The following is a 24,986-nucleotide window of genomic DNA, read 5'->3' on the forward strand; positions in this document are numbered from 1 at the left end:
GTGTGTCTCTTTCGGTGAGTAGGTCTTTAGCGCTGGCTGTCGAAGGACCGCCAGTCCTGTGTCCGGAGCAGAATCACTTATCGGCGCCGTCGTGTTGGTCGTGAGTCTGGGGGTCGCCGCGCAACTGGTCGGCGACTGGCTCCAGATCCCGAGCGTCGCGTTCCTGCTAGTCGCCGGTGTCCTCGTCGGCCCGCAGGCGTTCGGGCTGGTCGACCCCGCGATATTCGGGCAGGCCGGGTTACAGGCTATCGTCGGCCTCAGCGTCGGTATCATCGTCTTCGAGGGGGCGTTCCACCTCACTGTCGAGCGAGTCCGTGAAGCGTCCAGAGAGTCGCTTGGACTGGTGACAATCGGCGCGTTCGTCTCGCTTGTCGGAACCGCCATCGCCGTCAAAATCGTGTTCGAGACGACATGGCCGGTCGCCATCCTCGTCGGGAGCCTGCTTATCGCCACCGGGCCGACGGTCATCACGCCAATCATGCAGGTGGTTCCGGTGCGGGACCGGGTCGCCGCGGCGCTTGAGACTGAGGGTATCATTAACGATGTGACCGCTGCCATCCTTGCGGTAGCGACGTTCGAGTTCGTCATCGCGAGCCAGTCCTCACCGGTGGTCGTCATCGAGGCGTTCGTCGCCCGACTGGCTGTCGGCCACGTCGTTGGCATCGCCGTCGGCGGCGGCACCGCACTACTGCTCCGGCGGTGGCATCTGTCAGCGGACAATGCCCTCCAGAACGCCCGGGTCGTGGTCCTGACCGCGGCGCTGCTAGCGTACGCGCTCGGGAGTATGTGGCTCTCTGAGGCTGGTATTGCAGCCGCCGCCGTTTCCGGTATCATACTTGGAAACGCCGATATCCCTCACGAAGAAGCGATCGCTGAATTCAAAGGCGGTATTACGCTGTTTGTGCTCTCGTTCGTGTTCATCGTGCTCGCGGCGCAGCTCTCACTCGGTGACCTGCGTGCGCTTGGTGTCGGCGGGCTCGTCGTCGTCATCGTCGTCGCTGCGCTCGTCCGGCCGCTTGGCGTGTTCCTCTCGACACTGGGTGGCCGACTGACCGTTCGAGAGCGGATGTTCGTTGGCGGGATGGGGCCACGCGGTATCGTCCCGGCCAGCGTCGCCACGCTGTTTGCCATCGAACTGCGTCCCGAGAACCCTGAAGCTGCGACGGTCCTCGTCGGAACTGTCTTTCTCGTTATTTTCGCGACCGTCATGTTTCAAGGCGGGCTGGCCCGTCACTTCGCGCAAGCGCTTGATATCCTTCCCATGCAAACACTCATTGTCGGTGGCGGTCGTGTCGGCCGGGAACTGGCAGTACGGTATGAGTCACGCGGTGAGGAGGTCGTCCTCATCGACAGCCACGAGGACACCGTCGAGCGGACCCGAGCCAACGGCCACCGCGTCGTCCACGGGGACGCGACGAACGCGAACGTCCTCGAAGAAGCAGGGGCGAACCGGGCGTCCGTTGTCGTTGCTGCGACCGCGGACGACGACGTGAACTTGCTCGTGGCACAGCTGGCGACAACCCGATTCGACGTCGACACCGTGGTCGCCAGAGCGAACCAGCCGGACAACGTCGAGGCCTTCGAGGATCTTGACGTCGAGACGATATCCGCCGGCTTCGCCGTCGCCGACGCAATCGACGACGCGGTCGAGCGACCGGCGCTGGCCCACTGGCTGTCGGACTCCGGCCGAACGGGGGACGTACTGGAGGTCGAAACTCAGGAACAAGTCGCTGATCGACCGGACGATAGAGGAGACCGCTGACAAACTCCCGGACGGCTGTCTGGTCGCAATGGTGAGCCGCAACGGAACGGATAGAGTCCCCGACAGCGATTTCCGACTCGCGAGTGGCGATCACTTGACGCTCGTTTGCGAGACCAACGAGGCGATGCAGGACGCCAGAAGACTATTTCAGGGCGGCTAGCCGGACGGCGCGTACCGCTCAGCGCAGTTCGTCGAGCGAGACGGTCGCCGACCGGTCCGCAGTGACCCACTCGGTCACGGACTGCTGGCGATCCGAGGGGAAGATCGTCAGCTCTGAGGGGTTCTCAGGGTCGTCGTACAGGTAGTCCAGTTCGAACTCCGGCGTTTCGTTCAGATCAGTGTCCGACAGGGGTGACGTGGTAGCACTCATTATTCAGGTAGCGTGGGTAGCACTGCAGTTTGTACACAGTTCGTCGGGAGCACGGCCGCTGGCAGCGGGCACACTGGTCCCACACCGCCGACACGTCCGTTGTGACCGAATGTACTCGGTATGAGACCGAATGTGTGCGATGTCACGTTCTCCGCGCATATCTGCTATAGATGGGCAGTTACTAAAAATACTTTTGGAAACTCATCCAGATATACCTAATACAAGTAAATGTAATTGTATCTGTTGGGGGTATTCGGCGCGTTCGGGCAGAATATTGAGTCCCAATCGGACAACTGTCCGAAGTAACGGAGCGAGAGACAAAGTCGGCGGCGAGAGAAAACAGGGACGGTTCAGGCGTTCGCGACAGTTCGGAGGATCTCCGGTGCGTCGTCTAGCGCGTCGTCCAGCGCGTCCGCATCGGGGCCGCCGCCCTGTGCGAAGTCCGGCGGGCCGCCGCCGCCGCCGCCGACGCGACCGGCGAGTTCGCCGACGACTTCACCGGCGTCGACATCGACGCCGTCTGGCACTGAGACGACGAACTGCGCACCGTCGAGTCCCGAGCCAAGCACCGCGATGTTACCCTGCTCGACGATAGCGTTCGCCTGCGCGCGGAGTTCATCCATGTCGGCGTCGATGCGCCCGACGACGGCGGTCGCATCGCCCACGTCGACTTCCTCGTTGTCGCTGCCGCCGCTGGCACGGGCCTCAGCGAGTTGTTCTTTGAGTTGTTCGATCTCCTTGCCACGGGCTTTCCACTCGTCGAAGAACCGCTCGGCAGTCTCCGGGACAGAATCGGGCGCGACGTCAAGGATATCCGCGGCTTCGGTGAGCGCGTCCTCGGTGCGCTGGGTGGCCTCGATGGCCGCGTTGCCCGCCGCGAACGTCAGGCGGATGACGCCGTCCTGAATCCGCTCGGTGTTCAGGAGCTTGACAGCCCCGATATCGCCCGTTCGGGCGACGTGGGTGCCACCACAGGCCTGTACGTCGTCGCCGACGGTGATGAGGCGGATCTGCTCGCCGGCCGGAATTCCACCCTGATAGAGGTCGAAGCCGTACCGTTCCTCGGCATCGTTGCGGTCGGGCCATTCCTGCGAGACGGTGATGTTGTCCTGAATGATGTCGTTTGCGAGGCGTTCAATCTCCTTGACTTCCTCGCGACTCACCGACTCGTAGTGGCGGATGTCGATGCGGGCTGAGTCGGTGCCTTTCTGCGCACCGGCCTGTCTGACGTGCTCGCCGAGTACCTGCCGGGCGCTGTGGATGACAATGTGGGTCGCCGTGTGGTGTTGCATCAGGCGTTGGCGACGGGTCGCGTCGACCTGCCCGCGGACGAACTCGCCCTTGCCGGGGTCGTCGTCGCAGGTGTGGACGATAACGTCGCCGTACTGCTGGACATCGGTCACCTCGGCAGAGACGTCGTCGGTCGACAGCGTCCCCTTGTCCGGCGGCTGGCCACCACCTTCGGGGTAGAACATCGTCTGATCGAGCACCACGTCGTAGGTGTCCTCATCGCGGTCGAAGACCTCGAGAACGACGGCCTCGAACTCGGTCCGCTGCTGGTCTTCATAGTAGAGTCGGTCGGTCTCCGGCAGTTCTTCGAGTCGGTCCTCGTAAGGGGTCTGTGACTCGTCGGTGGCGGTGTCGTCGCCGCCGTGGCGCTGGGCGACAACCGCATAGAAGTCGTCGGGCACGTCGACCGCGACGCCTTTCTCAGCGGCAATCTCTTCGACCATGTCCGGCTGGATGCCGTGGGAGTCGTACAGTTCGACCAGTTCCGACGTCGGAATCGGCTCGCCCTTTTCCGCGTACTCGTCGGCTAGCTGGCGGACGCGCCGGCCACCGCGGTCCAGCGTCTCGCGATACTTCTCGACCTCAGTGCGGACGATATCGCGGATGGTGTCGCGGTTCTCGTAGTCAAGCCGCTCGGCCTGCATGTCGACGAGTTCGTCAAGCGGCGCGTCGACACCGACGCCGTCGACCAGTCGCTTCGTCCGGCGCAGCACCATCCGGGCCAGATAGCCCGTCCCAACGTTCGACGGGACGATGCCGTCGCCGAGCATATACGCAAGCGTCCGGCAGTGGTCGGCGATGGCGTAGATGTCCTCAAGCGGGGCCATCAGGTCTCGCATCTCCTCGACCTCAACACCGACCTCGGCGGCGATGGTGTCGCGTTCGGCTTCGATGTCTTCGGCCTCGTCGATATCCATCCGGCCAGCCAGTTTCGCGGCCTCGTGGACGATGCGCTCTTCCTCGTCGGTGAGTTCGATGCCGGCGTTGTCCTTGAGGAAGGCGATCATATCGGGGTAGACGGCCTCGTACACCGTCGGCGTCCCCTGGCTCATCCAGGTCCAGCGTTCGAGCCCGTAGCCGGTGTCGACGATGTAGGTATCCATCGGCGAGTACCGATTGCCGTCTTTCATCTCGTATTCGCCCTCAGGGTCCTGCTCCATGGACATGAAGACGAGCGTCGCGAGTTCGGCCCCGCGATAGATGACCTCGATGGCCGGACCGGCGTTGCCGCCGCCGACCCACGGGTCCTCGATGTAGACGATTTCGTCTAGATTTGCCCCCATTTCCTCGAACAGTTCGTCACAGTACCGGACAGTTTCGTCTTTCCAGTACACTTCGCCCTCGTAGGCGTACTGCTCGGGGTCTTCGATGTCCTCACGCGCGTTGAACGCGTGGTGGGCCATCATTTCGAAGGCCATCGTGTGCCGGCCGGTCTTCCCGACATTGTCGATGTCCTGCATCCGGATACAGGGCTGGCTGATACACAGCGGGTTCGCCGGCGGCGGCGTCGTTCCCGACGTGACCAGCGGCTGGAAGTCGTAGATAGATGCCTGGGTCAACAACACATCGTCGCGCCAGCGATTCGCTGCCACCGGGTACGGATCGATGCGGTCGTGGTCACGGTCCTCGAAAAAGGAGAGGAACGCCTCGCGCATCTCCGTCAGCGAGTGGGACTCGTCGAAGCCGGGGTTGTCGATGAAGTCGTACTCCGCACACGGCGGTTCGCCGCAGGTCTCGCGCTTGACACGGGACCAGAACATATCGCCACAGGAGGCACACTCCTGTCTGTGGAAGCCTTCCTCTTCGAAGTAGTCGAGTTGGTAGGCCTCATCGAGGTCGCTCATTGGTGTTCAGTTGGCCCACGTTCGCCTAAAACTGTTCCGAAGGGGCCGGCGGTATCCTTGGCCGTCAGAGCGTGACTGAGGATTCCCCGGAAAGGGTCTTCGGCACGACGACTTCCTCGGTCGTCATCCCGCCCGCTGGCGAGGTAATACGCAGTGTCGCAGTCTCGCCTTCTGGCAGTTCCTCACCGAATGGCACAGCGCTAACGGAGTTATCGGCACCGAGGTCAAGCGTTATTCTGAACCGGTCTTCAACGTCGTTGAGCACTGGTTGGGAGCCGTCGTTATCCTGCACGGTCGAAACAGCGAAACGACCATCTGGGTTACCGTCTGCGCCGCCAGCCGCAAGCTGGTAGTACGACCCGCTCGGGCCAATCCACTGGATCGTTGTCTTGTCTAGATCAACGTTACTTGCTCCTGGCGCTCGCCTGACAACGATATCGACCACGCCGACTTCGCTGTTACTGGTGAAGTGATCGCCGGTCATGCCAACGACCTGAATTCGGTTCGTCGTCGAATCGCTAGACTGCTGGCCCGTCGCCTGCGCAGAATTCTGCAGGAACCCCGCAGTGTTGATGAGTACGCCCGCTGCGATTGCCGCGACCAGCACCATCGCGATAAACACGATGAGCGTCCCGATCCCGACCTGTCCGCGGTCCTCGCTCGTCCCCTGCGTAGATGGTCGTAAACGTTGCATTTCAGTTGTTGATACTATTAGACTCCTTTCATCATAAAGCTCACCTGCCAGTTATCAGGTGTGAGAAATTGGAGTGGCGCGGTATGAGACCCTTACTCGTCCTGTGCGAGCGAGGCCAGCATCGCTTCGAGTTGCACGCGCTCGTTCGCACCGCGGGTGATCCGATAATCGGTTTCGCCGATGCGTTCGAGCACCCGGACGGCTGCCGCATCGTCGATATCGAACTCCCAGATAGAACGGTGCAGTTGGTCGATGATGTCGCCGCCGGCGATGCCCTCCTCAGTCAGCAGTCTATCGAGGGTTGCCCGGGAGGCGGTAAAGTCGCCGTCTAGCGCCGACTGGACCATCGTGCGTATCTCTTCCGGACGGGCTGTCGAAGTGATAGCGTACACCGCCGATTCATCGACTGTGTCGCCGCTGACCGATGCGGCTTGCAAGCCGTTGATAGCTTTCCGCATATCCCCGTCGGCGGCGTAGATGAGCGCGTCCAGTCCGTCTTCGGTCAGTTCGATGTCCTCTTCGGCAGCGATGTTTCGGATTTCCTCGGCAACGGCATCGTCTGCCAGCGGCGAGAACCGGAAGACTGCACAGCGGGACTGAATCGGGTCGATGATTTGGCTGGAGTAGTTACACGAGAGAATAAAGCGAACGTTGTTCGAGAACTGCTCCATCGTCCGGCGCAGCGCCGACTGTGCGTCGCTGGTCAGCGCGTCGGCCTCGTCAAGGAAAATAATACGGTACTCGACGCCGCCGAAGCTCGTCCGAGCAAAGTTCTTGATGCGGTCCCGGACCACGTCGATACCACGCTCGTCGGAGGCGTTCAGTTCGAGAAAGTGCTCGCGCCAGTCATCGCCGTACAGTTCGCGGGCGATAGCCGTCGCACACGTGGTCTTCCCTGTCCCCGCGGGGCCCGAAAACAGCATGTGGCTCAGGTCGTTACGCGAGACGTAGCTCTTGAGCCGCCCGACGATGTTCTCGTGGCCCATCACGTCGTCGAGCGTCTGCGGGCGGTACTTCTCGATCCAGACCTCCTCGCGTCCCGCCCGCGACTCGGACTCGGCCTCACTCATGGACGATTGGAAGCGTGGGCCGGTCTTAAACCCCGCGAGAGTCGACAGTCTCAGGTACGTCGGTGGAGTACGGCCGGGTATGCACGTCACCGTCGAAATCGCCGGCGAAGACACCCACAAACTGGAGGTGGACGCGGACGCGACATACGGCGATCTGCTCGCACCGGTCGATCTGAGTCCCCACGAGGTATCGGTCCTCGTCGACGGCGAGCACGTGCCGACGGACCAACCAGTCGAGCACGACCACGTTCGGGTCGTCAGGCTCATCAAAGGCGGATGAGCCGCTGAACAGCGACCCCACAGCTATGCACGTCCGAACAGCGACCCCCGACGAAGTGCCAGCGGTGATGAACGTCCTCGACGGGGCGGTCCTCTCGATCGACGTCGAGACCGTCCGAGCGGGTGCTGAAGACGGGAGCACACTCATCGCAGTGTCCGGTGACAACGAGACGGATGGGCGCGTTCTCGGCGCACTCGTACTCGACGGAACGCACATCGAGGCCGTCGCTGTCCGTCGCCGTCGTCGCGGCCAGGGCATCGGGACGGCGCTCGTCGAGGCCGCACTCGACCGGCGAGACCGACTCACCGCCGAGTTTGACACCGACGTTCAACCGTTCTACGAGGCGCTGGGGTTCGACACCGACCCGCTGGACGAACCAGACCGCTACCGTGGCAAGCGTGAGTAGGAGCGGCAATTCCGCAGAACTGTTCCCACAGCGTCCTAACATTTTTTATATGGTTTCGAGAACGGTTTTAAGACAATGGCAGCAACTGTCGCTGAAGACGCAGTCGAAGCGAGGGACGACCGAGTCGTCGCATACCTCATCGATTTCGCCATTCTGAGCGCCGTCGCATTCGGGTTGTGGCTCGTCACGTTCGTTCTCAACACGGTCCTCTCAATAGGCGCGATGGCCGCCACCACTCCCGGGGATCCGGGCGCGATGGGCGGTGGATCGATGCTGGCTGCAGGGCTCTTGGGGATCGTCATCAACTTCACCCTGTGGATCGCGATCGGTGCGGTACTCGTCTACTACTTCGGGTACTACGCGATGGACAACGAAACGGTCGGGAAGCGATCACAGGACGTCGCCGTCGTCGATGAAACTGGTTCGCCGCCGAGCCAGCGTGACCGACTGATCCGAACGGCAGTGCTGCTCGCCCCGTTCCCGATTATGCTCCTTCTTGGCGGAATTCTCGGTGGGTTCGGGTTCGTCTTCGCACTCGTTCTTATGATCGGCTGGCTCCTCATCGAAGCGGCCGTTATGCTCGTGAGCGACGACGCACAGCGCCTCGGCAACCGCGTGGCCGGCACGTACGTCGTCAGCGCAACCAAGTGAGGTCAGACCAGCGGTTCGACCAGATTACGACCTGCCTCTAACAGGTCATCGACGCGTTCCGCGCTCGATGCTTCGGCGTAGACGCGGAGTTTCGGCTCTGTCCCGGAGGGCCGCACCAGCACCCACGTCCCGTCTTCAAGCCTAATTTTGAACCCATCGACCGTGTTGATGCCGTCGACGGCGACCCCAGCCAGCGTGTCGGGAAGTGCGGTTTCGAGGTCGTCGAGGACTGGCTCCTTTCGGTCGTCCGGGCAGTCGACGCTGATCCGGTTCTGGTGGATTTCGCCGTGTTCGTCCAGAAGTCGGTTGACACGAGCATCAAGCGGTTCCTCGCGCTCGGCGGCGGCGGCGACCAGCGCCACCAGCACGCCGTCCTTGTTCCGCAGGTGGTCCGGCAGGCCGAAGCCGCCCGATTCCTCGCCGCCGAACAGCGCGTCGTGGTCGGCCATCGCCTCGGCGACCCACTTGAAGCCGACGGCGACCTCATGGACATCCTGACCGTGGGCCTCGGCGACGCGGTCGACGATACTGGATGTCGAGACTGTCCGAACGACGTCGCCCGTCCCGTCCTCAAGCAGAAAGTCGTACATCGCGGCGAAAAACAGGTTGGGGTCCAGATAGCCGCGGTCAGGTGTGACGACGCCAATGCGATCGGCGTCGCCGTCGTTGATAATCCCGAGTGCGGCGTCACCCTCGCTGACTTCGCTGACGAGTCCCTCAGCGTTCTCCGCCGATGGCTCGGGCGATCCGCCGCCGAACTCGGGGTCCTGCACGCAGTTGAGACGGGTCACGTCGGCCTCGGCCGCTTCGAGCAGGGCGTCGGTGACGCCGCGGCCGCTGCCGTACAGCGCGTCGTAGGCGACCGGCAGGCCATCGAGGCCAGTGTCGACGTATTCCAGTGCGTGGTCGTGGAACGGGCTGATGAGGTCTTCTTCCGTTCGCTCGCCCCACTCGTCTTCGGGCAGCGGGTCGAGGACGTCGAGGTTCGCCTCAAAGGCGGCCGTCCAGTCGGGCAGCGCCGGCGACCCGTCGCCGGGGATGAACTTCACGCCGTTGTACTCCGGCGGGTTGTGGCTGGCCGTGATCTGGAGCGCCCCCGCCAGATCGCGGTCTTTCACCGTCCAGGCGAGGATCGGCGTCGGCGTGTCCCGGTCCGGCAAGAGCACGTCGAAACCGTTCGCACGCAGGACATGTGCGAGTTCGTCGGCGAACCCGGGCGAGGTCTCGCGGGCGTCGTACCCGATGGCAACGGTCCCGGTCGCCCCGCGCTCAGCGAGCGTCGTGGCGACGGCCTGCCCCACCATCCGAACCCGCGGCTTCGTGAACACGTCCAGCGTCGCCCGCCAGCCGTCCGTCCCGAAGGCGATTGCACCTGCGTCGGCATCCGCGTCGTTATCCATATCCCGCGGTTCTCAGCCCCCAGACAAAAAGTCACGCCTCATCGGTGAGCTGTCATGTTACCGGTATCGGCAGCGTGCGGTGAGCGACAGCTCAGATATCGAACTCCGCTTCGGCGTCGTTGGATTCGACGAGCCGTTCCTTCTCCGCTCTGGAGTACTGCTTGATTTCGTACTCACGGCTCATCGCGTCGGACTGTGAGTCAAACGACTCAACGTGGATTAGTTCGACCGGGGTTCGGCCGCGCGTGTACTTCGCGCCGTTGCCGTCGTCGTGTTCGCGGACGCGGCGTTCCACATCGGTCGTGTAGCCGGTATAAAACGTGTTGTCGCTACAACGGAGGACATACACGTGGTAAGGGCTCCGCGCGGTAGTCATCGCACGATGCTGGTGGCCCAGTGGGCCTCACACTTGTTGGGCGCGCTCTCTCGATACCTCGGCAATGCCAGCGTTTGCCGAGCAGTTCGGACACGCCCGGATATGTCCACGTTCATCCGCGAACACTCGGGCGAACTGGTCTGAGACGTGCGCGCCGCAATGATCACATTCAGGCATCGTGTTCGTCGGCGACACCACCGCCGACGTATACGCGTACGCGCGTTGTTCCCATAGCTCTTTACCCAAATACTTGGGTATACCCGCGGCCGGCGAGGGGGGTTATTCCCGCGCATTGTCGAGCTGTCTGGCGATTAGGCCCGCCTGCGTTCCGGCAGTGAAGCCAGCGTCGATATTCACGACAGAGAGGGCTGTGCAGGACTGGAGCAGCCCCGAAAGGGCTGCCTCACCCTCGCCGCTGTGGCCGTAGCCGGTCGAGACGGGCAGGCCGATGACCGGTACGTCGACGAGACCGGCAACAACCGTCGGGAGCGCACCTTCGCGGCCCGCCGCGACGATGAGCACGTCCTGCTCCCGGAGGCCATCAACCGCATCGATCGTCCGAGCGAGGCTCGCAACGCCAACGTCGTCGATACGGGTCACAGTTACGCCCATCTCCTCGACAATGAGCGCGGCCTCACCGGCCGGAACTGCATCGGATGTCCCGGCGGTGACGATACCCACTGACGCGTCCAGCGACGGACGTTCGAACGCGGGCGTTGTCGCCACCAGCCAGTTCGAGCGGTCGTCCCAGCGAACTGTTGCGTCCGGAGCCGTCTTGTCTAATCGCTCACGAACGGCCGTTGCAGTGGACGTATCGAGTCGTGTCACGATAGCCCGGTCCGTCGTTTCGATAGCTGTCGCCGCCAGGTCCGCCACTTCCGTCGGTGTCTTCCCATCCGCGAGGACTGCTTCGGGAACGCCCGCACGATCCTCCCGGGCAGCGTCGAACCGGCCGGCCCCGCTGGTCGCGTAGCCCGAAAGCGCCGCCTCGGCTTCCGTCGGGGAGAGGTCGCCCGCCGCAACCGAATCGAGTATATCGCGCATAGGGTCCATTCAGTGGTACGGCCACTCCTATCCGTCGGTCCGGGACAGGCGTATCGCTCGAATCAGGGTCGGATTTAGTGGGAGCGCGCGTGAGCGACGCTCGACCGGTGTAACGCGACAGTAGGCATCTGAGTCAGGCCGAAGGACGTATACTGACGGGTTCATTCGGACACAATCACGGATTTATATGGGGTTATGTGTCGTATAACGCCTCAAACTGCCGGTAATAGGGTCGAGAGCGAACTAATTGGAGAAAGTATATAAGTAACCCCCGTCGATACCTCGTCTGTATGGCAGACCTAATCGTCAAAGCCGCCGTTAAGGAAGAGCTCAACGACATGAACGTAGCGTCCGACTTCTACGACGCACTCGACGAGGAAGTCGAGGAGCTGCTTCAGGACGCAGCCCGACGAGCTGACGAGAACGACCGGAAGACGGTCCAGCCGCGCGACCTGTAAGGTCGTTTCAAGCAGCGTATTTTTTGACGCAAACCGACCAGCGACAGCTATTCCGAAAGCGCTCGGACAGTGACGCCGTCAGCAGTGCCAACGTGGATCTCGTCAGCCATATCCACGAACAGCCCGTGCTCGACGACCCCGGGGAGCGCAGCGAGGTCGCTGGCGAGCGGGGCGGGGTCGCCTATAGAATTGAAGTCACAGTCGAGTACGAGGTTTCCGTTGTCGGTGACGACGGGGCCGTCCTTGCGTTCCGCCCGCCGAAGCGACGGGTCACCGCCAAGGTCTTCGACCGCCGTTGCGACCGTCGATCGGGCCACCGGGAGCACTTCGACGGGGACAGGGTGTGAGAGTACGTCCGCCTCCTTCGTCGGGTCGGCGACGACGAGGAAGCGGTCAGCACTCGCGTCGACGATTTTCTCCTGAGCGTGCGCCGCGCCACCGCCTTTGATCAGATTACCGCCGGCTACCTCGTCGGCCCCGTCGATGGCGAGGTCGACCGACACGTCATCGAGGTCCCCCAGCGGGATGCCACAGTCCTTGGCCAGCTGACGGGATTGAAACGACGTGGGGACGCCGACAACATCAAGTCCGGCGTCGACCGCCCGTCCGATAGCACGGATAGCGTGGGCTGCTGTCGACCCCGTGCCGAGGCCGACAGCCATGCCATCTTCAACTGCCTCGGCTGCCGATTCCCCCGCTGCCTGTTTCGCCGCGTCGGAGCCGCCCTGTTTCATATGCGGTGGGTCGACAGACGCGGACAAAACGTTTGTTCTCCCAGCCGCAAGCGCCCGTATGACCGACTGCACGTACTGTGGCTGTCCGGTCGAGGCCCACGACCCGGTGTTCCTCAGCGATTCGCCCGAGGGAGAGCCGACAGCACAGTTTTGCAACTACGGCTGCCTCTCGGCTCACATCGACGAGGCAGACCTGACGACCGGCACGGCCTGTGAGTGGTCACCGACGCGGTAGCGGCACGGCGTCGGCACTGCCAGCCCGCAGTACCTGTCCGATGCCGGATGGATTTTAGGGGCGGCCCGACCCAGAGGGCAGTAATGACACAGTTCGGAACGAGCGGGATTCGGGGTCCCGTCGGCGAGACGGTTACAGCCGAGTTGGCGCTCTCAGTGGGGCGAGCGCTTGGCATCGACTGCGAGCGGGTGGTCGTGGGCCGGGACCCGCGAGCGAGCGGCGAGTACCTGCAAGCGGCGCTGGTGGCCGGGCTCCGGGAGAGCGGCGTCGACGTGATCGACCTTGGCGGCGCGGCGACACCGACTATCGGACGAGCGGTGGCGTGGCAGGACGCCGACGCCGGTGTCACAGTGACGGCGAGTCACAACCCGCCAGAAGACAACGGTATCAAACTCTGGCAGCCCAGCGGGCAGGCCTTCGACGCGGACCTCCGGGCGACGATTGAACAGCGACTGGACGAAGATGCGTTCCAGCCAGCGGCGTGGGACGAGAGCGGTAGCCTAGCGTCCCGGGATGTCAGCCAGCGTCACGTCGACACGCTACTCTCGGAAATCGGCGAACAGGACCTCGACAGCCACGTCATTGTCGATCTCGGCAACGGCACGGGCCGGGTCAGCGTCGACGCGCTCTCGGCGCTGGGCTGTTCTGTCGAGACGCTCAACGGCCAGCCCGACGGCGCGTTTCCCGGTCGTCCCTCGGAGCCGAAAGCCGAGAACTGCGAGTCGCTTTCGACGCTAGTGGCTGAATCCGATGCCGACCTCGGCATCGCACACGATGGCGACGCCGACCGGATGCGGGCGGTCGCGGCCGACGGGACCTTCCTTTCCGGCGACGTGTTACTGGCCGTGTTCGCCCGTACTGCAGCGTCACCGGGCGAGCGGGTCGCTGTCCCGGTCGATACGAGCCTCGCCGTCGAGGACCACCTCAACGACATCGACGTGTCTGTCGAGTACACCCCGGTTGGGGATGTGTACGTCGCCGAGGCCGCAAGCGCCGAGGGTGTCGCCTTCGGCGGCGAGCCAAGCGGTGCGTGGATCTGGCCCGAGCGAACGCTGTGTCCGGACGGTCCGCTGGCGGCCTGTACCGCCGCAGCATTGGACAGCGAGCGCCCGCTGGGCGACCGCGCCGCCGACGTGCCGGAGTACCCCATCCGCCGGGACAGCGTCGAAACCGACGAGAAGGAGACCGTGATGGACCGCGTTCGAGAGACAGTGACCGATGCCTACGACGACGTGACGACGCTCGACGGCGTCCGTGTCGACCTCGGCGACGCGTGGTTCCTCCTGCGGGCCAGCGGAACCCAGCCACTCGTTCGGATCACCGCTGAAGCCCGCGATCCAGACCGTGCTGACGCGGTGTTCGAGGAGGCACAGACACGCCTGACAGACGCGCTATAGTAGCCATTGAAAATCAATACACACCCGATCACACGACGGCAGTGCGATCGGTGTGTAAATCGTTTCAACTGTTACTATAGTATAGAGCCTGAAACAAGGATCACGGCAAAACAGCGGTTGATAGCGAGTTCGACCGGGGAGGAAAGCGTCCCCGCAACCATCAGGTCACAGGGCGACCGTTCCTGACCGGTTCTATCCGCGACGTGTGGACCGGGCCTCACGGACGTCTGCCCCGTCGCGGATCTTGTCCTCACACTGCGGACAGACCCTGGGCTTTTCGACCCCGTTTGGCGTGAACACACGCGCGTAGTCAGCCGTTACAAAATTACCGCAGTTCTGGCATTCCGGCATACAACCCTGTATGTGGGTTATACCCTCTTAATTGTTATTGGTCTGGTAAGTGTTCGCATACGAGGTGTTGGCGGCGCTACCGGGTCAAAACGCCATTTCGTTCGAAAGAAGGAAACGCCATCGACGGACACGACGGGCAGCTGAATGTCGTTCAGTTACCACAAACTCATCGACGGAGCGGCGGATTCGGGACAAAGCGTGTCCGGTTACGCTTTGAAGCTACTGGTAATGGTTCCGTCTTCGGACAGTTCGATGACACCGTCGAAGAGGTCCCGGAACGCCGCGACCGTCTCCTCGTCGTGGACCTCGTCGGCGAGGTGGAACATCCCGACAGCGTCGTATTCGTCTAGCAGGTCGAGGATATCTTCGACAGCCGACAGCGCGCCGTCCTCGTCGGCGTAGTAGATGAGTTCCGTCAGCGAGTCGAAGGTCACCCGGAGTTTGCCGTCATGCTCCTGCAGGAACGTCTCGGCCTCCGAGACAATCCCGGAAAGGTCGTCGGGCGCGGAAACGTATCGGACGCTTTCGGACTGGCGACGGGTGTAGCCGCGCTCGACCGACAGCGTGTCGAGGATGGTCGCTTTCGACTCATCGACCTCGTAGTACTCCAGTTTCTGTTTGACCTCCCGGGCGGTAGTCCGGGTCGATATGACGAGCATCGAGTCCGTATCGGTCGCAAGGAAATCCGTGTCCAGTCGGTCCGTCTCACCGGTACTCGGATGCAGGAGCAGTACCCCTGTGCCACCCGGAACGGTCTCCGGCGCGTTGTCGATAGCCAGCGTATACTCCATATGCACATCAAGGAGAGTGGAACCCAATTAAGTGTGCGGGTCCCGGTCAAAACACGCTGTCCGCCGTCGCGGCCCCGACGACGCTGAAAATTGCACCGACAGTGATGGCTTTCAGCGTCGTCAGAAAGACGGCCATCGGCGTCGGGTCCGGCAGAACCCCGCCGTCGACGAGGAACGTATCCGGGGCAGTCAGCGCCACCGCGAGGATAGCGACCGAGCCGAACGCGACGCCCATCAGTGAGACGAACCGGACCGGAATTCCGGCGACCTCCGCCTCGGTGTCCACGTCGCGGTCGGCGTCGGCTTTGTACAGCGCCCCGTACCCGATAGCGAACACGATACCGACGACGAGCACCGCGTGATACCAGGACATGTTCTCGGCCAGTACCCACACCTCCTCGGTCACGACGAACGGTCCCGCGAGCAGGAACCCGCCGACGAGTTGCTGGGCAGTGTCCGCGACCCGGTATCGGCGTCGAGCCATACCGGGTTGCTGTCCCGTCAGCAGGAAAGTCTCCCGGTCCGCCACTGTCCAACAGGAACCACGTCCAACCGCCGCGGGGCGGTTCACGGCCGTCTTTCTCGTTTCAACTGGACAGAAAATATGCCACCGTCCCTCGGTTTCCAGGTGAAGCAAGGGGGTACAGCGGCTGTGAGTGGACGGAAAATCACGACATCATCGGCTGATTCGGGCCGTGAGTAAAAACGTTTCGTCCCACAGCCGACAGGTCGAGCAGGCCAGGACGGCTTACGTCGTCCGGAAGGCGCGGTCGCCGGCGTCGCCGAGCCCCGGAACGATGAACCCGTCCTCGTCGAGTTCGTCGTCGATAGCGACGCTGATGATGTCAGCGTCCGGCTGCGCCTCCGAAACGCGGACGATACCCTCCGGTGCGGAGACTGCGGCCAAGACGAGCAGGTTCTCCGGCTCTGTCTTCTCCGAGGTGATGTAATCGAGTACCGTGGCCATCGTTGACCCGGTCGCGAGCATCGGGTCCGCGATGATGACGGTGTCGTCCTCGGTGATTTCGGGCAGTTTGACGTATTCGACGGAGATGGGGAACTCGCCGTCGTCGTTCATCCCAGCTTCCTCATCACGGCTGGCGGAGATGACGCCCTGTCGGGCGCGAGGGAACGCTTTGAGCAGTCCCTCGACAAACGGCGTCGCAGCACGGAGGACGTTGACGATAACGACGTCTTCGAGTCCTTTGACGCGCTCGCCCATCGTCGTGGTCAGTGGCGTCTGGATTTCTGTGTACTCAGTCTCCATCCGGCCATCAATGATCTCGTAGCCACAGATACGGCCGAGACGGACCAGTCCCTTCCGGAAAGCGACCTGTTCAGTCTCGACGTTTCGTATCCGAGTCAGTTCATCTCGCGCCAGCGCGTGCGTGACGACAGAGGCGTCGCCGCGCTGTTCGATTGGCATATCGTGCCCGTTGACCCCCGATGGGTTAAACGGTTCTCACTCAGGCCGGCTCAGCCGTGCCAGACTGTCGCGCAGGGTCACCGCCGCGCTGGCGGTTCTTCGCCATGAGGAAGAGGAACAGAACGAGGCCGATACCGCGAAGCACAACGTCGAGCAGCACCGTCATCTCGCCACCGGCGATGCCGACGAGTCCGAGGAGGTCGTACACACCGGACACCGCGAGACCGGGAGCCATCAGGAGCAGCGAACTGAACGCGAACGCCGCGCGCTCGCCTCGGGAGACCGGCGCGTACGCGAACCCGATGACCGTCGCGGCCAGCGCGATAACGCCGAGGAAGACACCGATAACGGGTATCACTATCTCGGGGATTGCGTAACCGACATCGAGAAGATCCGCAGTCCCGACGACCCGGTACTTGTCCCCGACACTGAGGTCAGCAGCATCAGGGTTGCGCCGAAGCAGAATGATGCCCGGCGAAACGATGAACGCGAACGGGACGATAGCCTTGTTGAGCGAGAGCGAGAACGCCTCGATACCGGTCTCGAAGGCGTCGGACTTCGCGACGCCGGAGGCGGCGTAGGCAGCCACGGCGACCGGCGGCGTGATGTCGGCGATGACGCCGAAATAGAGGATGAACAGATGCGCCGCGAGCAGCGGGACGCCGAACTCGGTCAGCGCCGGCGCGAGCAGTGAGACGAGGATAATGTAGGTTACCGTCGTCGGCATCCCCATCCCAAGGATAATTGAGGAGAACGCGGTGACGAGCAACAGCAAGACCAGCGAACCGCCGGCGACGGCCGTGATGAGCGAGACGAGGTTCGGGCCGAGGCCGGAGACGCTGATGACGCCTGGGATGATACCGGCAGCGGCGACGGCGATGACGACCGGCACCGCAGTTCTGGCCCCGCTTTCCATCGACTTCCCGAGGAAAACGCCAAGCTTGTACAGTCCGTTCGATGCCAGATCTGGGCGACCAGCAGCGTCAGCGGTCGTTTCGGCGGTTTCGTCGACAGCACCGTCGAACGACAGCAGCGGCGAGTCGAGTCGGGGCCGCGTAATCAACGTGATGACACCGGCGAGAATCATCAGCGTGCCGACGTTACCGAGGGTGGCCGAAAGCGCGGAGCCAAGTGGTTGTGGACCGGGGAGTGCAAGCGCACCCTCTGTTGTCAGGTCTGCCGCAACAAGTCCATCAATACGGTCGAACAGCGCCGGGAACGCTGTAGTGGTCTGTACAAACCGATTGAACAGGTACCCGAAGATTCCTTCCCCAGTGAGGAACTGCGTGAGCGTCGTCAGCCCGAAGAGAGACGCAAATATAGCGCCGAGTCGGGCACGCGTCTCATCGCTGTAAGCCGCGATAAGTGCGATGAGCGCACCGATAGCGATGAGTGTGAACCACGCCGAGCGGGCAACCGACAGCCGCTCGATGATGAGGTAGTACAGCAGGAGGCCCAGCGGGACGAGGTAGAACCACCCGCTTTTGAAGTGACTCCGGAGGTTGACCAGTTCGGAGGGGTCGAGACCACCGATGTTCTCCTTGACCGCCTCGAAGTGGACCATTACCCAGACGCCGAAGAAGAAGACGATAGCGGGAATCGTGGCGACGACGATGACGTCAGCGAACGGCGTTGCCGTGTACTGGACAATGAGGAATGCGGCGGCCCCCATCACCGGAGGGAGAATTTGACCACCCGATGAGGCAGAGGCCTCGACACCGCCGGAGAACTCCGGCGAGTAGCCCGACCGCTTCATCAGCGGAATCGTGAACGCACCGGTCGTCACCGTGTTGGCGATGGACGAACCCGAGATGGTCCCCATGAAGCCGCTGGCGAGAATGGATGCCTTCGCGGGGCCGCCCTTCCGCGTCCCCGTCGCGCCGTACGCGAGGTCGATGAACCACTGTCCCGCGCCGGACATCTCGAGGAACGCGCCAAAAAGAATGAAGATGTAGATGAACTGCACGGAGACGGTGACCGGAATCCCGAACACCCCGTTTTCCGTGTTGTACCAGAGGTTCTGGATGATAGAGGGCCAGGACAGTTCCGGGATGGAGAGGACGCCGACGTAGGCGGCGTCCTGTGGAATGAGGACTCCGAAGCGGGCGTAGACGACGAAGGCCGCGACGATGACCATCAGCCAGAGGCTGATCGCCCGGCGGGTCGCTTCGAGGACGAGCAGGACGCCGAGCACGCCCAGCACGAACGCGTAGGAGGTGTCGGCGAGCGGTCCGAGCAGGCCCGCTATCGGCTCCAAGAAGGTGAATACTTCCTGAATGGGGCGGCCACGTTGAACACCCAGCGCACGCATGCGCTGGATCTCGTTGAAGTCAGTGATGAAGTACGCGGCCGACAGCACCGACAGGACAATGAAGGCGAAATCCGAGGGCGTCACGCGGTTCATTTCGGCGTCGAGGAACGCCCAGGCGAGGGCGCTCCCGATAGCGTGAACGACACGAGAGACCGGGTGCTCCGCACCGAGTTTCTCGTCGACCAGCGATCCGAGCGCGATACAGCGCCGGGAAAGTGGGCCGTCACCGGTACTGCCGGGATACAGCAAGAACGTCAGAATGAGGCCAAAGGAGACGTGAACGGCGTTGATCTGGAGCAGTTGCAGGGACGCGAACACGACATCACCGACGCCGGGGAGCGAGAGCGAGAGGACGAAGCCTTTCGCCGCGAGCCACATCTGAAACACTGAAAACGAGATGCCGATGAGCGCAACGAGGACAACTGCCCAGCCTGTGAGCGAGCGTTTCCGCTCGATCTCCTGCAGTACTTCGTCGACTTCCTCGTCCGATACGGCCTCCCCGCCGTCGTCAGATCGTGTGTTTTCAGTCATGTGTTGAGCTGGTCTGTCGCAGCACCGAACGCCGAGCGCTGGGTCACGTAGAGGTGGACCGAGCGGCCGTTGGTGCGGGCTACCAAGTCGTAGGTTTCGGCTCCGACGTGAAGTTTATGTCCTGCAACATCACCGGGAGAGACTGTCACCCGCGTGTAGTTGCCCGGCGGGTCGAACACGTACATTCCGTCCTCGCGGGTGACGTTGGCTCGGCTCGGGAGCCCCCAGCCGAACGATTCGAACTCCATGCGGGTCATCTCGAGGTGGTCACCACGGACCGTGTACTCGTCGTAGACGCGCGTTTTTTCGACACTATGCATGTATTCCAGCGCCACGGTCGTACCGTCTTCGACCGGGGCCGTTAGATACTGCTCACCGGTCTCGGCGTCTTCAACGACCAGTGCACGTCCGCCGGGGAGCGCTGCTACAGTCCCGATGAGGAGGAGGGCAACGAGCACCGCGATAGCGACGTATCGTCGTCTCATTCCAGTTGGTGAGTAATAGAAGGTGGTTAGTTAACGATACGGATGGCGTCAGCCGGCGACGTTATGCGTCGAAGTAGGCCGCTGCGCCAGGGTGGAGTTCGATGGACATCCCGTCCTGTGCGGAGTCCGCGCTGATGAAGTCTGTCTTGATAGAGAGGTCGTCGACGTTGTCGAAGATAGCGCCGGTGACCGATTCGACCGTCCCTTCGGGCTGTTCGGCGTTCGTCGCAATCATCGCCTGCACAGCGATTGTTTCGACAGCCTCGTCGACGCCGGTGTAGGTGTCGGCAGGGATGGTGTCGTCAGCGAACCAGGAGGCGTCCTCCTTCGCTGCGGCACGGTTGTCGCCGGAGATGGGGACGATGACGAGGTCGTTGGTGTTCGCGAGGTCCTCGATTGCGCCAACCGGCCAGCCACCGACGACGAACGCAGCGTCGATATCGCCGTTCCGGAGCTGATCGGCGGCCTGAGAGAATGAGGCGTTCTGCTCGTTGTAATCGGAGATACCGACTGACTCCAGAATCTGGTTCGCGTTGACCTGGGTTCCGCTCCCGAGGTCGCCAGTGTTGATCGTCGCCCCTTCGAGGTCAGAGAGCTGCGTGATGCCCGTGTCCGCGAGGGTAACGACTGTGATGGTCTCCGGGTACAGGGTCGCAACGCCTTGGAGGTTCTCGACGGCGTTGTCCTGGAACGCATCAATGCCAGTGCCGTTCTTCGCGAACGAGGCGATGTCGTTCTGGATGAGCGCGAAGTCGGCGTCGCCGCTGGCGAGACTACCGACATTTTCGACGCTCGCACCGGTCGACTGGACGTTCAGCGTGAAGTCCGTGTTGTCCTCTACGACCGTCTTGAACTCGTTCGAGAGCGGGAAGTAGGTTCCACCGGTGCCGCCAGCGTGCCACGAGAGGCGGGTTTCCATATCGCCTTCGGTCATCTCGCCTTCGGTCATGCCACCGTCACCTTCAGTCATCTCGCCGTCGCCCTCTGTCATTTCGCCGTCGCCGCCATCGCCGCCGTCGCCGCCGCCACAACCGGCGAGAGCTGCGACACCTGCAACGCCTGCTGTCTTGAGGAACCGCCTGCGTGTGGAGTTGTTAGTCATACGTATGTCTACGTCACACGGGGGCTTCAAGAAGGTTAGCTAGTACACAGTCGTTATTTGACTATATTGTGCGATATCGTATGCCACTGTGTTCTCCGGGACGGCGACTGGGTGAGAAAACATACCCAGGCCGGACATACTCGGCTCCGAGAAATTCAGCTGAATTGATGTGTGTCAGTGGTCGGTGGGCGTCCGGTCGTCACGCCGACGTCTCGATACCGAGTTCGTCGAGGAGCGTCCGGGCGGCCGCAGCCGACGACGGCGGGCCACGAGCCGTGATGAGGTCACCGTCGACCGTGACGCTGGTGTCAGCATCGAGTTCGGCATCCCAGTCCGCACCGATGGCCTTCACTTCGTCTTCGACCCAGTACGGGAGCTTGCGGCCGTCGGGGAGCAGGTCGTTCTCGTCGACGATGCCCTCCTCCCAGGCGTTCGGGAAGCCAGTGACGGAGCGGCCGTCAGCGAGGAACTCGCCGTCGGTATCGCGGGTGAAGGCCAGAATCCCGACTGTGTGACAGACGACGAGGGCCTTCCCGTCGTCGCCGGCGACGCTCTCGCGCAGCAGTTCGCGGGCGTGAACATCCTGCGTGACGTCCCACTCCGCGCCGTGGCCGCCGGGGAACACGACGGTGTCGTAGTCCTCGGCGTCAGCCTGTGCCAGCGGAATGGGGTTGTTCAGGCGCTCGTCGGTCTCGTGGACCTCTCGAACGTGCTCCGAGAGGTCTTCGCCGACTTCTTCGGGGTCGACGGAACGTTCGTCAAGCACCGGCGGCTCGCCAGTCGGTGTCGCCACCGTGATATCCAGACCGGCCTCTGTGAGGGTCGTCAGCGGCTCGATACATTCTTCGCCCCAGTACCCGTGTTCACTTACGACGAATAGTGCGGATGTCATCAAACTACTATTCGCGTGCAATCCTTATAAGCGGCCGTTCGGTGTTGAGCGAAGTGGGGCGAACAAGCAGGCGGTTATCCAGTAGAAATACGTCGTCTACGTGTTGATATCGAGGGCCGGGAGGGGACTGGTGGGAGAGTATCACGGCTGCCGTCACGGCGGAAACGTTTAACCCCACTGAGCAGCAATCCGCTGTGTACAGATGGACAGCCCACTGCAGCAGGTCCCGCGGCTGTCATAGACCGATCTATTATACCATGGCAGACATCGAAGAGAGCGTTTCAGGATTCAAGACGAAAGGCGGCTGGGTCGACATCGTCGAGCACGGCGAGCGCATCACACAAGCGCTGAAAGACATCGCTTCGGGCGAAGCCGTCGACGAGGACGCCCTCAGTGAGTTCGACGAGTGGCGACCCAAGAGCCACGAACGACTGGACGAGGACGTCAACGAAAAAACCGCTGACCAAGCAAGCGTCGACGAGGGCAAGGGGGAACAGGCCGGCAAGGGGCCGGATGAGGACCTCCAGACCGCTGGCGAGAAACTCAGCGAGTCCTACGAGAACCTCGACGAACCGGACGAGGCGATGGAGCGCTGGAGCGAGTCCGTCGACTACGTGGCCCGCGCGGCCGACTCCGCCAGCCGGAAGGCCCTGCGAAAGGTCGAGGACACCGTCTATCGCAACGTGATGACACAGATCGCGCCCTACTATTTCGACAACGACCTTATCAGCGCGAACCTCCGCCGCGTCGGTGACGGCGACCGTCCCGAGTACGTCTTCGAGGTCAACGTCAACGACGACGACCTGAAGATGCGCGTCTCGAACAAGCTCGCTGACTTCGAGCAGGCCGTCGACCGCTGGCACGTCGATACCGAGAAGGTCACCGAGGCTGTCGAGGCCGCTGAGGGTGTTGATGCGGTCGAGACGGGGGACGAGACGGACGCAAAAACGAACTAAGGCGGCGTTCCTGCCGCCGGCATCGATTTTGTGTCCGAGAGGCGAAGACGAACTAAGCTCGCCGCTGGGCGAGCGGCATCGGCTTCCAGCATCGTCGACGCAAAAACGAACTAAGGCGGCGTTCCTGCCGCCGGCATCTATTTTGCGTCCGAGAGGGAAGGCGAACGAAGCACGAGCATGGCCACACAGACGGTTAGATAGCGTCGTCGGGGTCGTGTTTCTCGGCCATCCGTGTCGCCTCAGCCTCGTACTGCGCCTGCAGGTCCGGGTCGTCGACGGACCCGAGGTTGTCCGGGTCAGCATCGACGGCGGCCGTGGTCTCCCGCACATCAGAGAACGAGGTCAGCGCCCGCTCCTTGCGGAAGTACTGTTCGCCGTCGGGCGTCGCGTACGTGAGAATGATGAGGTTCTGTTCGTCGTCGGAGTAGGTTCGTTCGACCAGCCAGACGCGGACAGTCTCTTCAGTGGCGGACATACGGGACCGAACCACGCGCTACCACCTGAACGTTTGCCCGTGACGCCCGTTCCCGAGTCGATAGTCGGCCTCACAGGGGCGCGCGAACGGTAGGCTCATTGCAGGGCGGGGCAAACGCCGTGACAGATGGTCGCGACGAGTACGATTGCGACGCTTGTTGTCGCGTCAGCCGCGAGTCTGTTTATGGCCTGGGCCATCGGTGCTGGGTCGTCCGGGTCCACGCCGTTCGCACCGGCCGTCGGGGCGAACGCGATTTCGGTGATGCGGGCCGGGTTCTTTGTCGGCATCCTCGGACTGGCCGGTGCGGTCCTGCAGGGGGCCAACGTCACAGAGGCCGTCGGGAGCGAACTCGTCCTGTTCCCGAGCGGTGGCGGTCTCTCGGCTATCGCCGCTATCGTTGCCCTCCTCACCGCAGCGGTGCTGGTCGCCGTCGGGATTTTCACCGGCTACCCCATCGCGACGGCGTTTACCGTTACCGGCGCGGTCGTCGGCGTCGGGCTGGCGATGGGCGGCCAGCCGGCGACGGCAAAGTACATCGAAATCGTCTCGCTGTGGGTCCTGACCCCCTTCTTCGGCGGGTCGGTCGCCTTCGTGACAGCATGGTCGCTCCGGCACGAAGCCACGACCGAGGAACGGCTCGTGCCACTGCTGGGGGGGCTGGTCGGTGTGATTCTGGCGAATATCGAGTTCGTGCTGCTGGCACCGGGCAGTGAGCAGGCGTCGGTCGCCCGTGCCATCGCACGGGCTGTTGGGACGCCGATACTCCCCTCGATGGTCGCCGCAACGCTCCTCATCGGGGTACTCGCGGGGGGACTGCTGTACCTAGATATCAGGGCGGACGCGGCCGCCGGGCAGCGGCACTTCCTGCTGGTGATGGGCGGGCTCGTGGCCTTCTCCGCCGGCGGGAGCCAGGTCGGCCTGGCGCTGGGACCGCTGGTCCCGCTGCTCGGAGAAGGACCGACAGCCGCCATTCCCATCACCGGTATCCTGTTGTTCGGCGGCCTCGGCCTCCTCGTTGGGTCCTGGACGGGCGCACCGCGGATGATAAAGGCGCTGGCACAGGACTACTCCTCGCTCGGGCCGCGGCGTTCTATCGGCGCGTTGATTCCGAGCTTCATCATCGCGCAGGCGGCCGTCTTCTTCGGCATCCCGGTGTCGTTCAACGAGATTATCGTCTCTGCTATCGTCGGCTCTGGCGCGGCCGCCGGCGGTGGCGAGGTCAGTCGGGAAAAGATGGGGAAAACAGTACTTGCCTGGATCGGCTCGCTAGCGCTGGCGTTCGCGCTGAGCTACGGACTCTTCTGGATCATCGACGCGGTGCTCTGATCGGTCAGCGACCCCAGACGTAGCGACTGACGACCTCATTCACTCTGGTCGAAAGACGGCCCATCCAGGCCTCAGGCGAGACGCGCTCGATGTCCCGCTGGTCGACCTCAATTCGATCGTCTCCGAAGGGGTCGTGAGGTTTTTCCCCGCATTCTCGTCAACGGCGTCGACAACGACGCTCATCGAGCACCGGCCGCAGGCCTCGGTGTCTTTCGCCATGATTGTTGGTGAGCAATTGAACGGCCAGCAGCAAAAACCTGCCGCGGCGGTCGTGTACGGCCAATGGACGACCGTCGGCTGACCGACGCGCTTAAGACCCCGACACGGCA

26 protein-coding genes and 2 pseudogenes are annotated in these 24,986 nt (G+C 62.9%); 9 read left to right on the plus strand and 19 right to left on the minus strand.

Going from position 1 to position 24,986, the window contains the following annotated elements; genetic code table 11:
• Positions 1–58: 58 nt before the first annotated feature.
• A pseudogene (locus ACODNH_RS09740) lies at positions 59–1,922 on the plus strand (cation:proton antiporter domain-containing protein).
• Positions 1,923–1,940: 18 nt separating this feature from the next.
• Here the strand turns inward: ACODNH_RS09740 and ACODNH_RS09745 are convergent.
• The 4 genes from ACODNH_RS09745 to ACODNH_RS09760 all read right to left on the minus strand — a co-directional run bounded on the left by ACODNH_RS09745 (position 1,941) and on the right by ACODNH_RS09760 (position 7,030).
• On the minus strand, positions 1,941–2,132 hold the full coding sequence (locus ACODNH_RS09745) for a DUF7511 domain-containing protein (protein ID WP_306709776.1): 192 nt from the start codon (positions 2,130–2,132) through the stop codon (positions 1,941–1,943).
• A 350-nt stretch (positions 2,133–2,482) separates the two neighbouring features.
• Complete coding sequence (gene alaS, locus ACODNH_RS09750) at positions 2,483–5,266, minus strand: alanine--tRNA ligase (protein ID WP_306709778.1); 2,784 nt, start codon at positions 5,264–5,266, stop codon at positions 2,483–2,485.
• 64 nt (positions 5,267–5,330) lie between these two features.
• Positions 5,331–5,960, minus strand: coding sequence for an archaellin/type IV pilin N-terminal domain-containing protein (locus ACODNH_RS09755; RefSeq protein ID WP_306709780.1), 630 nt, complete (start codon positions 5,958–5,960; stop codon positions 5,331–5,333).
• A gap of 92 nt (positions 5,961–6,052) precedes the next feature.
• Positions 6,053–7,030 (minus strand): replication factor C small subunit, encoded by a 978-nt coding sequence (locus ACODNH_RS09760; protein WP_306709782.1) that lies wholly within the window; start codon positions 7,028–7,030, stop codon positions 6,053–6,055.
• 79 nt (positions 7,031–7,109) lie between these two features.
• Between ACODNH_RS09760 and samp2 the strand changes: the two genes are divergently transcribed.
• The 3 genes from samp2 to ACODNH_RS09775 all read left to right on the plus strand — a co-directional run bounded on the left by samp2 (position 7,110) and on the right by ACODNH_RS09775 (position 8,367).
• Complete coding sequence (gene samp2 / locus ACODNH_RS09765; protein ID WP_306709783.1) at positions 7,110–7,310, plus strand: ubiquitin-like small modifier protein SAMP2; 201 nt, start codon at positions 7,110–7,112, stop codon at positions 7,308–7,310.
• A gap of 25 nt (positions 7,311–7,335) precedes the next feature.
• The gene (locus ACODNH_RS09770) at positions 7,336–7,716 is read left to right on the plus strand and encodes a GNAT family N-acetyltransferase (protein WP_306709785.1); all 381 of its coding nucleotides are present in this window, start codon (positions 7,336–7,338) and stop codon (positions 7,714–7,716) included.
• A 75-nt stretch (positions 7,717–7,791) separates the two neighbouring features.
• Entirely contained in the window at positions 7,792–8,367 is a 576-nt protein-coding gene (locus tag ACODNH_RS09775; protein WP_434531300.1) for an RDD family protein, read from the plus strand.
• Between the two features lie 2 nt (positions 8,368–8,369).
• Here the strand turns inward: ACODNH_RS09775 and ACODNH_RS09780 are convergent, their stop codons facing one another.
• The 4 genes from ACODNH_RS09780 to larB all read right to left on the minus strand — a co-directional run bounded on the left by ACODNH_RS09780 (position 8,370) and on the right by larB (position 11,187).
• Positions 8,370–9,767 carry a phosphoglucomutase/phosphomannomutase family protein gene (locus ACODNH_RS09780; protein WP_434531301.1) on the minus strand — a complete coding sequence of 466 codons (1,398 nt, stop codon included), beginning with the start codon at positions 9,765–9,767 and terminating at the stop codon, positions 8,370–8,372.
• Positions 9,768–9,858: 91 nt separating this feature from the next.
• On the minus strand, positions 9,859–10,143 hold the full coding sequence (locus tag ACODNH_RS09785; RefSeq protein WP_434531302.1) for a GIY-YIG nuclease family protein: 285 nt from the start codon (positions 10,141–10,143) through the stop codon (positions 9,859–9,861).
• A 27-nt stretch (positions 10,144–10,170) separates the two neighbouring features.
• Positions 10,171–10,320, minus strand: a complete 150-nt coding sequence (locus ACODNH_RS09790; RefSeq protein WP_420182198.1) for a DUF7563 family protein — start codon at positions 10,318–10,320, stop codon at positions 10,171–10,173.
• Positions 10,321–10,422: 102 nt separating this feature from the next.
• Complete coding sequence (gene larB, locus ACODNH_RS09795) at positions 10,423–11,187, minus strand: nickel pincer cofactor biosynthesis protein LarB (RefSeq protein WP_434531303.1); 765 nt, start codon at positions 11,185–11,187, stop codon at positions 10,423–10,425.
• Positions 11,188–11,477: 290 nt separating this feature from the next.
• Here larB and ACODNH_RS09800 point away from each other — a divergent pair, with 290 nt between their 5' ends.
• Positions 11,478–11,645, plus strand: a complete 168-nt coding sequence (locus tag ACODNH_RS09800) for a hypothetical protein (RefSeq protein WP_004517708.1) — start codon at positions 11,478–11,480, stop codon at positions 11,643–11,645.
• 47 nt (positions 11,646–11,692) lie between these two features.
• On the opposite strand, the gene rpiA is transcribed toward ACODNH_RS09800, so the two are convergent.
• Positions 11,693–12,379, minus strand: coding sequence for a ribose-5-phosphate isomerase RpiA (gene rpiA, locus ACODNH_RS09805; protein ID WP_306709797.1), 687 nt, complete (start codon positions 12,377–12,379; stop codon positions 11,693–11,695).
• 58 nt (positions 12,380–12,437) lie between these two features.
• Between rpiA and ACODNH_RS09810 the strand changes: the two genes are divergently transcribed.
• Positions 12,438–12,614, plus strand: coding sequence for a hypothetical protein (locus tag ACODNH_RS09810; protein ID WP_373567960.1), 177 nt, complete (start codon positions 12,438–12,440; stop codon positions 12,612–12,614).
• Between the two features lie 83 nt (positions 12,615–12,697).
• Entirely contained in the window at positions 12,698–14,011 is a 1,314-nt protein-coding gene (gene glmM, locus ACODNH_RS09815; protein ID WP_434531304.1) for a phosphoglucosamine mutase, read from the plus strand.
• Between the two features lie 192 nt (positions 14,012–14,203).
• Here glmM and ACODNH_RS09820 read toward each other — a convergent pair whose 3' ends face one another.
• The 8 genes from ACODNH_RS09820 to ACODNH_RS09855 all read right to left on the minus strand — a co-directional run bounded on the left by ACODNH_RS09820 (position 14,204) and on the right by ACODNH_RS09855 (position 21,900).
• The gene (locus ACODNH_RS09820) at positions 14,204–14,362 is read right to left on the minus strand and encodes a DUF7563 family protein (RefSeq protein ID WP_044952319.1); all 159 of its coding nucleotides are present in this window, start codon (positions 14,360–14,362) and stop codon (positions 14,204–14,206) included.
• Positions 14,363–14,568: 206 nt separating this feature from the next.
• Complete coding sequence (locus ACODNH_RS09825; protein ID WP_306709802.1) at positions 14,569–15,153, minus strand: DUF7090 family protein; 585 nt, start codon at positions 15,151–15,153, stop codon at positions 14,569–14,571.
• 46 nt (positions 15,154–15,199) lie between these two features.
• Complete coding sequence (locus ACODNH_RS09830; RefSeq protein WP_306709804.1) at positions 15,200–15,637, minus strand: DUF2391 family protein; 438 nt, start codon at positions 15,635–15,637, stop codon at positions 15,200–15,202.
• 264 nt (positions 15,638–15,901) lie between these two features.
• Positions 15,902–16,579 (minus strand): uracil phosphoribosyltransferase, encoded by a 678-nt coding sequence (gene upp, locus ACODNH_RS09835; RefSeq protein ID WP_188852436.1) that lies wholly within the window; start codon positions 16,577–16,579, stop codon positions 15,902–15,904.
• 40 nt (positions 16,580–16,619) lie between these two features.
• The gene (locus ACODNH_RS09840; RefSeq protein ID WP_434531305.1) at positions 16,620–19,421 is read right to left on the minus strand and encodes a TRAP transporter permease; all 2,802 of its coding nucleotides are present in this window, start codon (positions 19,419–19,421) and stop codon (positions 16,620–16,622) included.
• Positions 19,418–19,906 (minus strand): DUF1850 domain-containing protein, encoded by a 489-nt coding sequence (locus ACODNH_RS09845; protein ID WP_306709810.1) that lies wholly within the window; start codon positions 19,904–19,906, stop codon positions 19,418–19,420. The genes ACODNH_RS09840 and ACODNH_RS09845 overlap by 4 nt, the downstream gene beginning before the upstream one ends.
• A 61-nt stretch (positions 19,907–19,967) precedes the next feature.
• Complete coding sequence (locus ACODNH_RS09850) at positions 19,968–21,008, minus strand: TAXI family TRAP transporter solute-binding subunit (protein ID WP_434531306.1); 1,041 nt, start codon at positions 21,006–21,008, stop codon at positions 19,968–19,970.
• A 199-nt stretch (positions 21,009–21,207) separates the two neighbouring features.
• Complete coding sequence (locus tag ACODNH_RS09855) at positions 21,208–21,900, minus strand: type 1 glutamine amidotransferase domain-containing protein (RefSeq protein WP_306709814.1); 693 nt, start codon at positions 21,898–21,900, stop codon at positions 21,208–21,210.
• Positions 21,901–22,157: 257 nt separating this feature from the next.
• Between ACODNH_RS09855 and ACODNH_RS09860 the strand changes: the two genes are divergently transcribed.
• Positions 22,158–22,856, plus strand: a complete 699-nt coding sequence (locus ACODNH_RS09860; RefSeq protein ID WP_151101502.1) for a DUF5828 family protein — start codon at positions 22,158–22,160, stop codon at positions 22,854–22,856.
• 193 nt (positions 22,857–23,049) lie between these two features.
• On the opposite strand, the gene ACODNH_RS09865 is transcribed toward ACODNH_RS09860, so the two are convergent.
• A complete protein-coding gene (locus ACODNH_RS09865) occupies positions 23,050–23,331 on the minus strand; it encodes a hypothetical protein (protein ID WP_306709817.1) in 282 nt (93 codons plus the stop codon).
• 126 nt (positions 23,332–23,457) lie between these two features.
• Here ACODNH_RS09865 and ACODNH_RS09870 point away from each other — a divergent pair, with 126 nt between their 5' ends.
• On the plus strand, positions 23,458–24,657 hold the full coding sequence (locus tag ACODNH_RS09870) for an inorganic phosphate transporter (RefSeq protein ID WP_306709819.1): 1,200 nt from the start codon (positions 23,458–23,460) through the stop codon (positions 24,655–24,657).
• A gap of 4 nt (positions 24,658–24,661) precedes the next feature.
• On the opposite strand, the pseudogene ACODNH_RS09875 reads toward ACODNH_RS09870, so the two are convergent.
• Positions 24,662–24,876: pseudogene (locus ACODNH_RS09875) on the minus strand (hypothetical protein).
• Between the last annotated feature and the right edge of the window lie 110 nt (positions 24,877–24,986).

The organism is Haloarcula sp. NS06, from assembly GCF_051122755.1.
Taxonomy (GTDB): Archaea; Halobacteriota; Halobacteria; order Halobacteriales; family Haloarculaceae; genus Haloarcula.

What these genes read in the sequence shown, in the direction of transcription:
- ACODNH_RS09860 (WP_151101502.1), top strand. Translation starts at nt 22,158, where the DNA reads ATGGCAGACATCGAAGAGAGCGTTTCAGGATTCAAGACGAAAGGCGGC.
- ACODNH_RS09870 (WP_306709819.1), top strand. Translation starts at nt 23,458, where the DNA reads ATGGTCGCGACGAGTACGATTGCGACGCTTGTTGTCGCGTCAGCCGCG.
- ACODNH_RS09790 (WP_420182198.1), bottom strand. Translation starts at nt 10,320, where the DNA reads ATGCCTGAATGTGATCATTGCGGCGCGCACGTCTCAGACCAGTTCGCC.
- ACODNH_RS09850 (WP_434531306.1), bottom strand. Translation starts at nt 21,008, where the DNA reads ATGACTAACAACTCCACACGCAGGCGGTTCCTCAAGACAGCAGGCGTT.
- ACODNH_RS09840 (WP_434531305.1), bottom strand. Translation starts at nt 19,421, where the DNA reads ATGACTGAAAACACACGATCTGACGACGGCGGGGAGGCCGTATCGGAC.
- ACODNH_RS09775 (WP_434531300.1), top strand. Translation starts at nt 7,792, where the DNA reads ATGGCAGCAACTGTCGCTGAAGACGCAGTCGAAGCGAGGGACGACCGA.
- ACODNH_RS09810 (WP_373567960.1), top strand. Translation starts at nt 12,438, where the DNA reads ATGACCGACTGCACGTACTGTGGCTGTCCGGTCGAGGCCCACGACCCG.
- alaS (WP_306709778.1), bottom strand. Translation starts at nt 5,266, where the DNA reads ATGAGCGACCTCGATGAGGCCTACCAACTCGACTACTTCGAAGAGGAA.
- upp (WP_188852436.1), bottom strand. Translation starts at nt 16,579, where the DNA reads ATGCCAATCGAACAGCGCGGCGACGCCTCTGTCGTCACGCACGCGCTG.
- ACODNH_RS09755 (WP_306709780.1), bottom strand. Translation starts at nt 5,960, where the DNA reads ATGCAACGTTTACGACCATCTACGCAGGGGACGAGCGAGGACCGCGGA.
- ACODNH_RS09745 (WP_306709776.1), bottom strand. Translation starts at nt 2,132, where the DNA reads ATGAGTGCTACCACGTCACCCCTGTCGGACACTGATCTGAACGAAACG.
- glmM (WP_434531304.1), top strand. Translation starts at nt 12,698, where the DNA reads ATGACACAGTTCGGAACGAGCGGGATTCGGGGTCCCGTCGGCGAGACG.
- ACODNH_RS09770 (WP_306709785.1), top strand. Translation starts at nt 7,336, where the DNA reads ATGCACGTCCGAACAGCGACCCCCGACGAAGTGCCAGCGGTGATGAAC.
- ACODNH_RS09825 (WP_306709802.1), bottom strand. Translation starts at nt 15,153, where the DNA reads ATGGAGTATACGCTGGCTATCGACAACGCGCCGGAGACCGTTCCGGGT.
- ACODNH_RS09820 (WP_044952319.1), bottom strand. Translation starts at nt 14,362, where the DNA reads ATGCCGGAATGCCAGAACTGCGGTAATTTTGTAACGGCTGACTACGCG.
- ACODNH_RS09780 (WP_434531301.1), bottom strand. Translation starts at nt 9,767, where the DNA reads ATGGATAACGACGCGGATGCCGACGCAGGTGCAATCGCCTTCGGGACG.
- rpiA (WP_306709797.1), bottom strand. Translation starts at nt 12,379, where the DNA reads ATGAAACAGGGCGGCTCCGACGCGGCGAAACAGGCAGCGGGGGAATCG.
- larB (WP_434531303.1), bottom strand. Translation starts at nt 11,187, where the DNA reads ATGCGCGATATACTCGATTCGGTTGCGGCGGGCGACCTCTCCCCGACG.
- ACODNH_RS09830 (WP_306709804.1), bottom strand. Translation starts at nt 15,637, where the DNA reads ATGGCTCGACGCCGATACCGGGTCGCGGACACTGCCCAGCAACTCGTC.
- ACODNH_RS09800 (WP_004517708.1), top strand. Translation starts at nt 11,478, where the DNA reads ATGGCAGACCTAATCGTCAAAGCCGCCGTTAAGGAAGAGCTCAACGAC.
- samp2 (WP_306709783.1), top strand. Translation starts at nt 7,110, where the DNA reads ATGCACGTCACCGTCGAAATCGCCGGCGAAGACACCCACAAACTGGAG.
- ACODNH_RS09855 (WP_306709814.1), bottom strand. Translation starts at nt 21,900, where the DNA reads ATGACATCCGCACTATTCGTCGTAAGTGAACACGGGTACTGGGGCGAA.
- ACODNH_RS09865 (WP_306709817.1), bottom strand. Translation starts at nt 23,331, where the DNA reads ATGTCCGCCACTGAAGAGACTGTCCGCGTCTGGCTGGTCGAACGAACC.
- ACODNH_RS09785 (WP_434531302.1), bottom strand. Translation starts at nt 10,143, where the DNA reads ATGACTACCGCGCGGAGCCCTTACCACGTGTATGTCCTCCGTTGTAGC.
- ACODNH_RS09845 (WP_306709810.1), bottom strand. Translation starts at nt 19,906, where the DNA reads ATGAGACGACGATACGTCGCTATCGCGGTGCTCGTTGCCCTCCTCCTC.
- ACODNH_RS09760 (WP_306709782.1), bottom strand. Translation starts at nt 7,030, where the DNA reads ATGAGTGAGGCCGAGTCCGAGTCGCGGGCGGGACGCGAGGAGGTCTGG.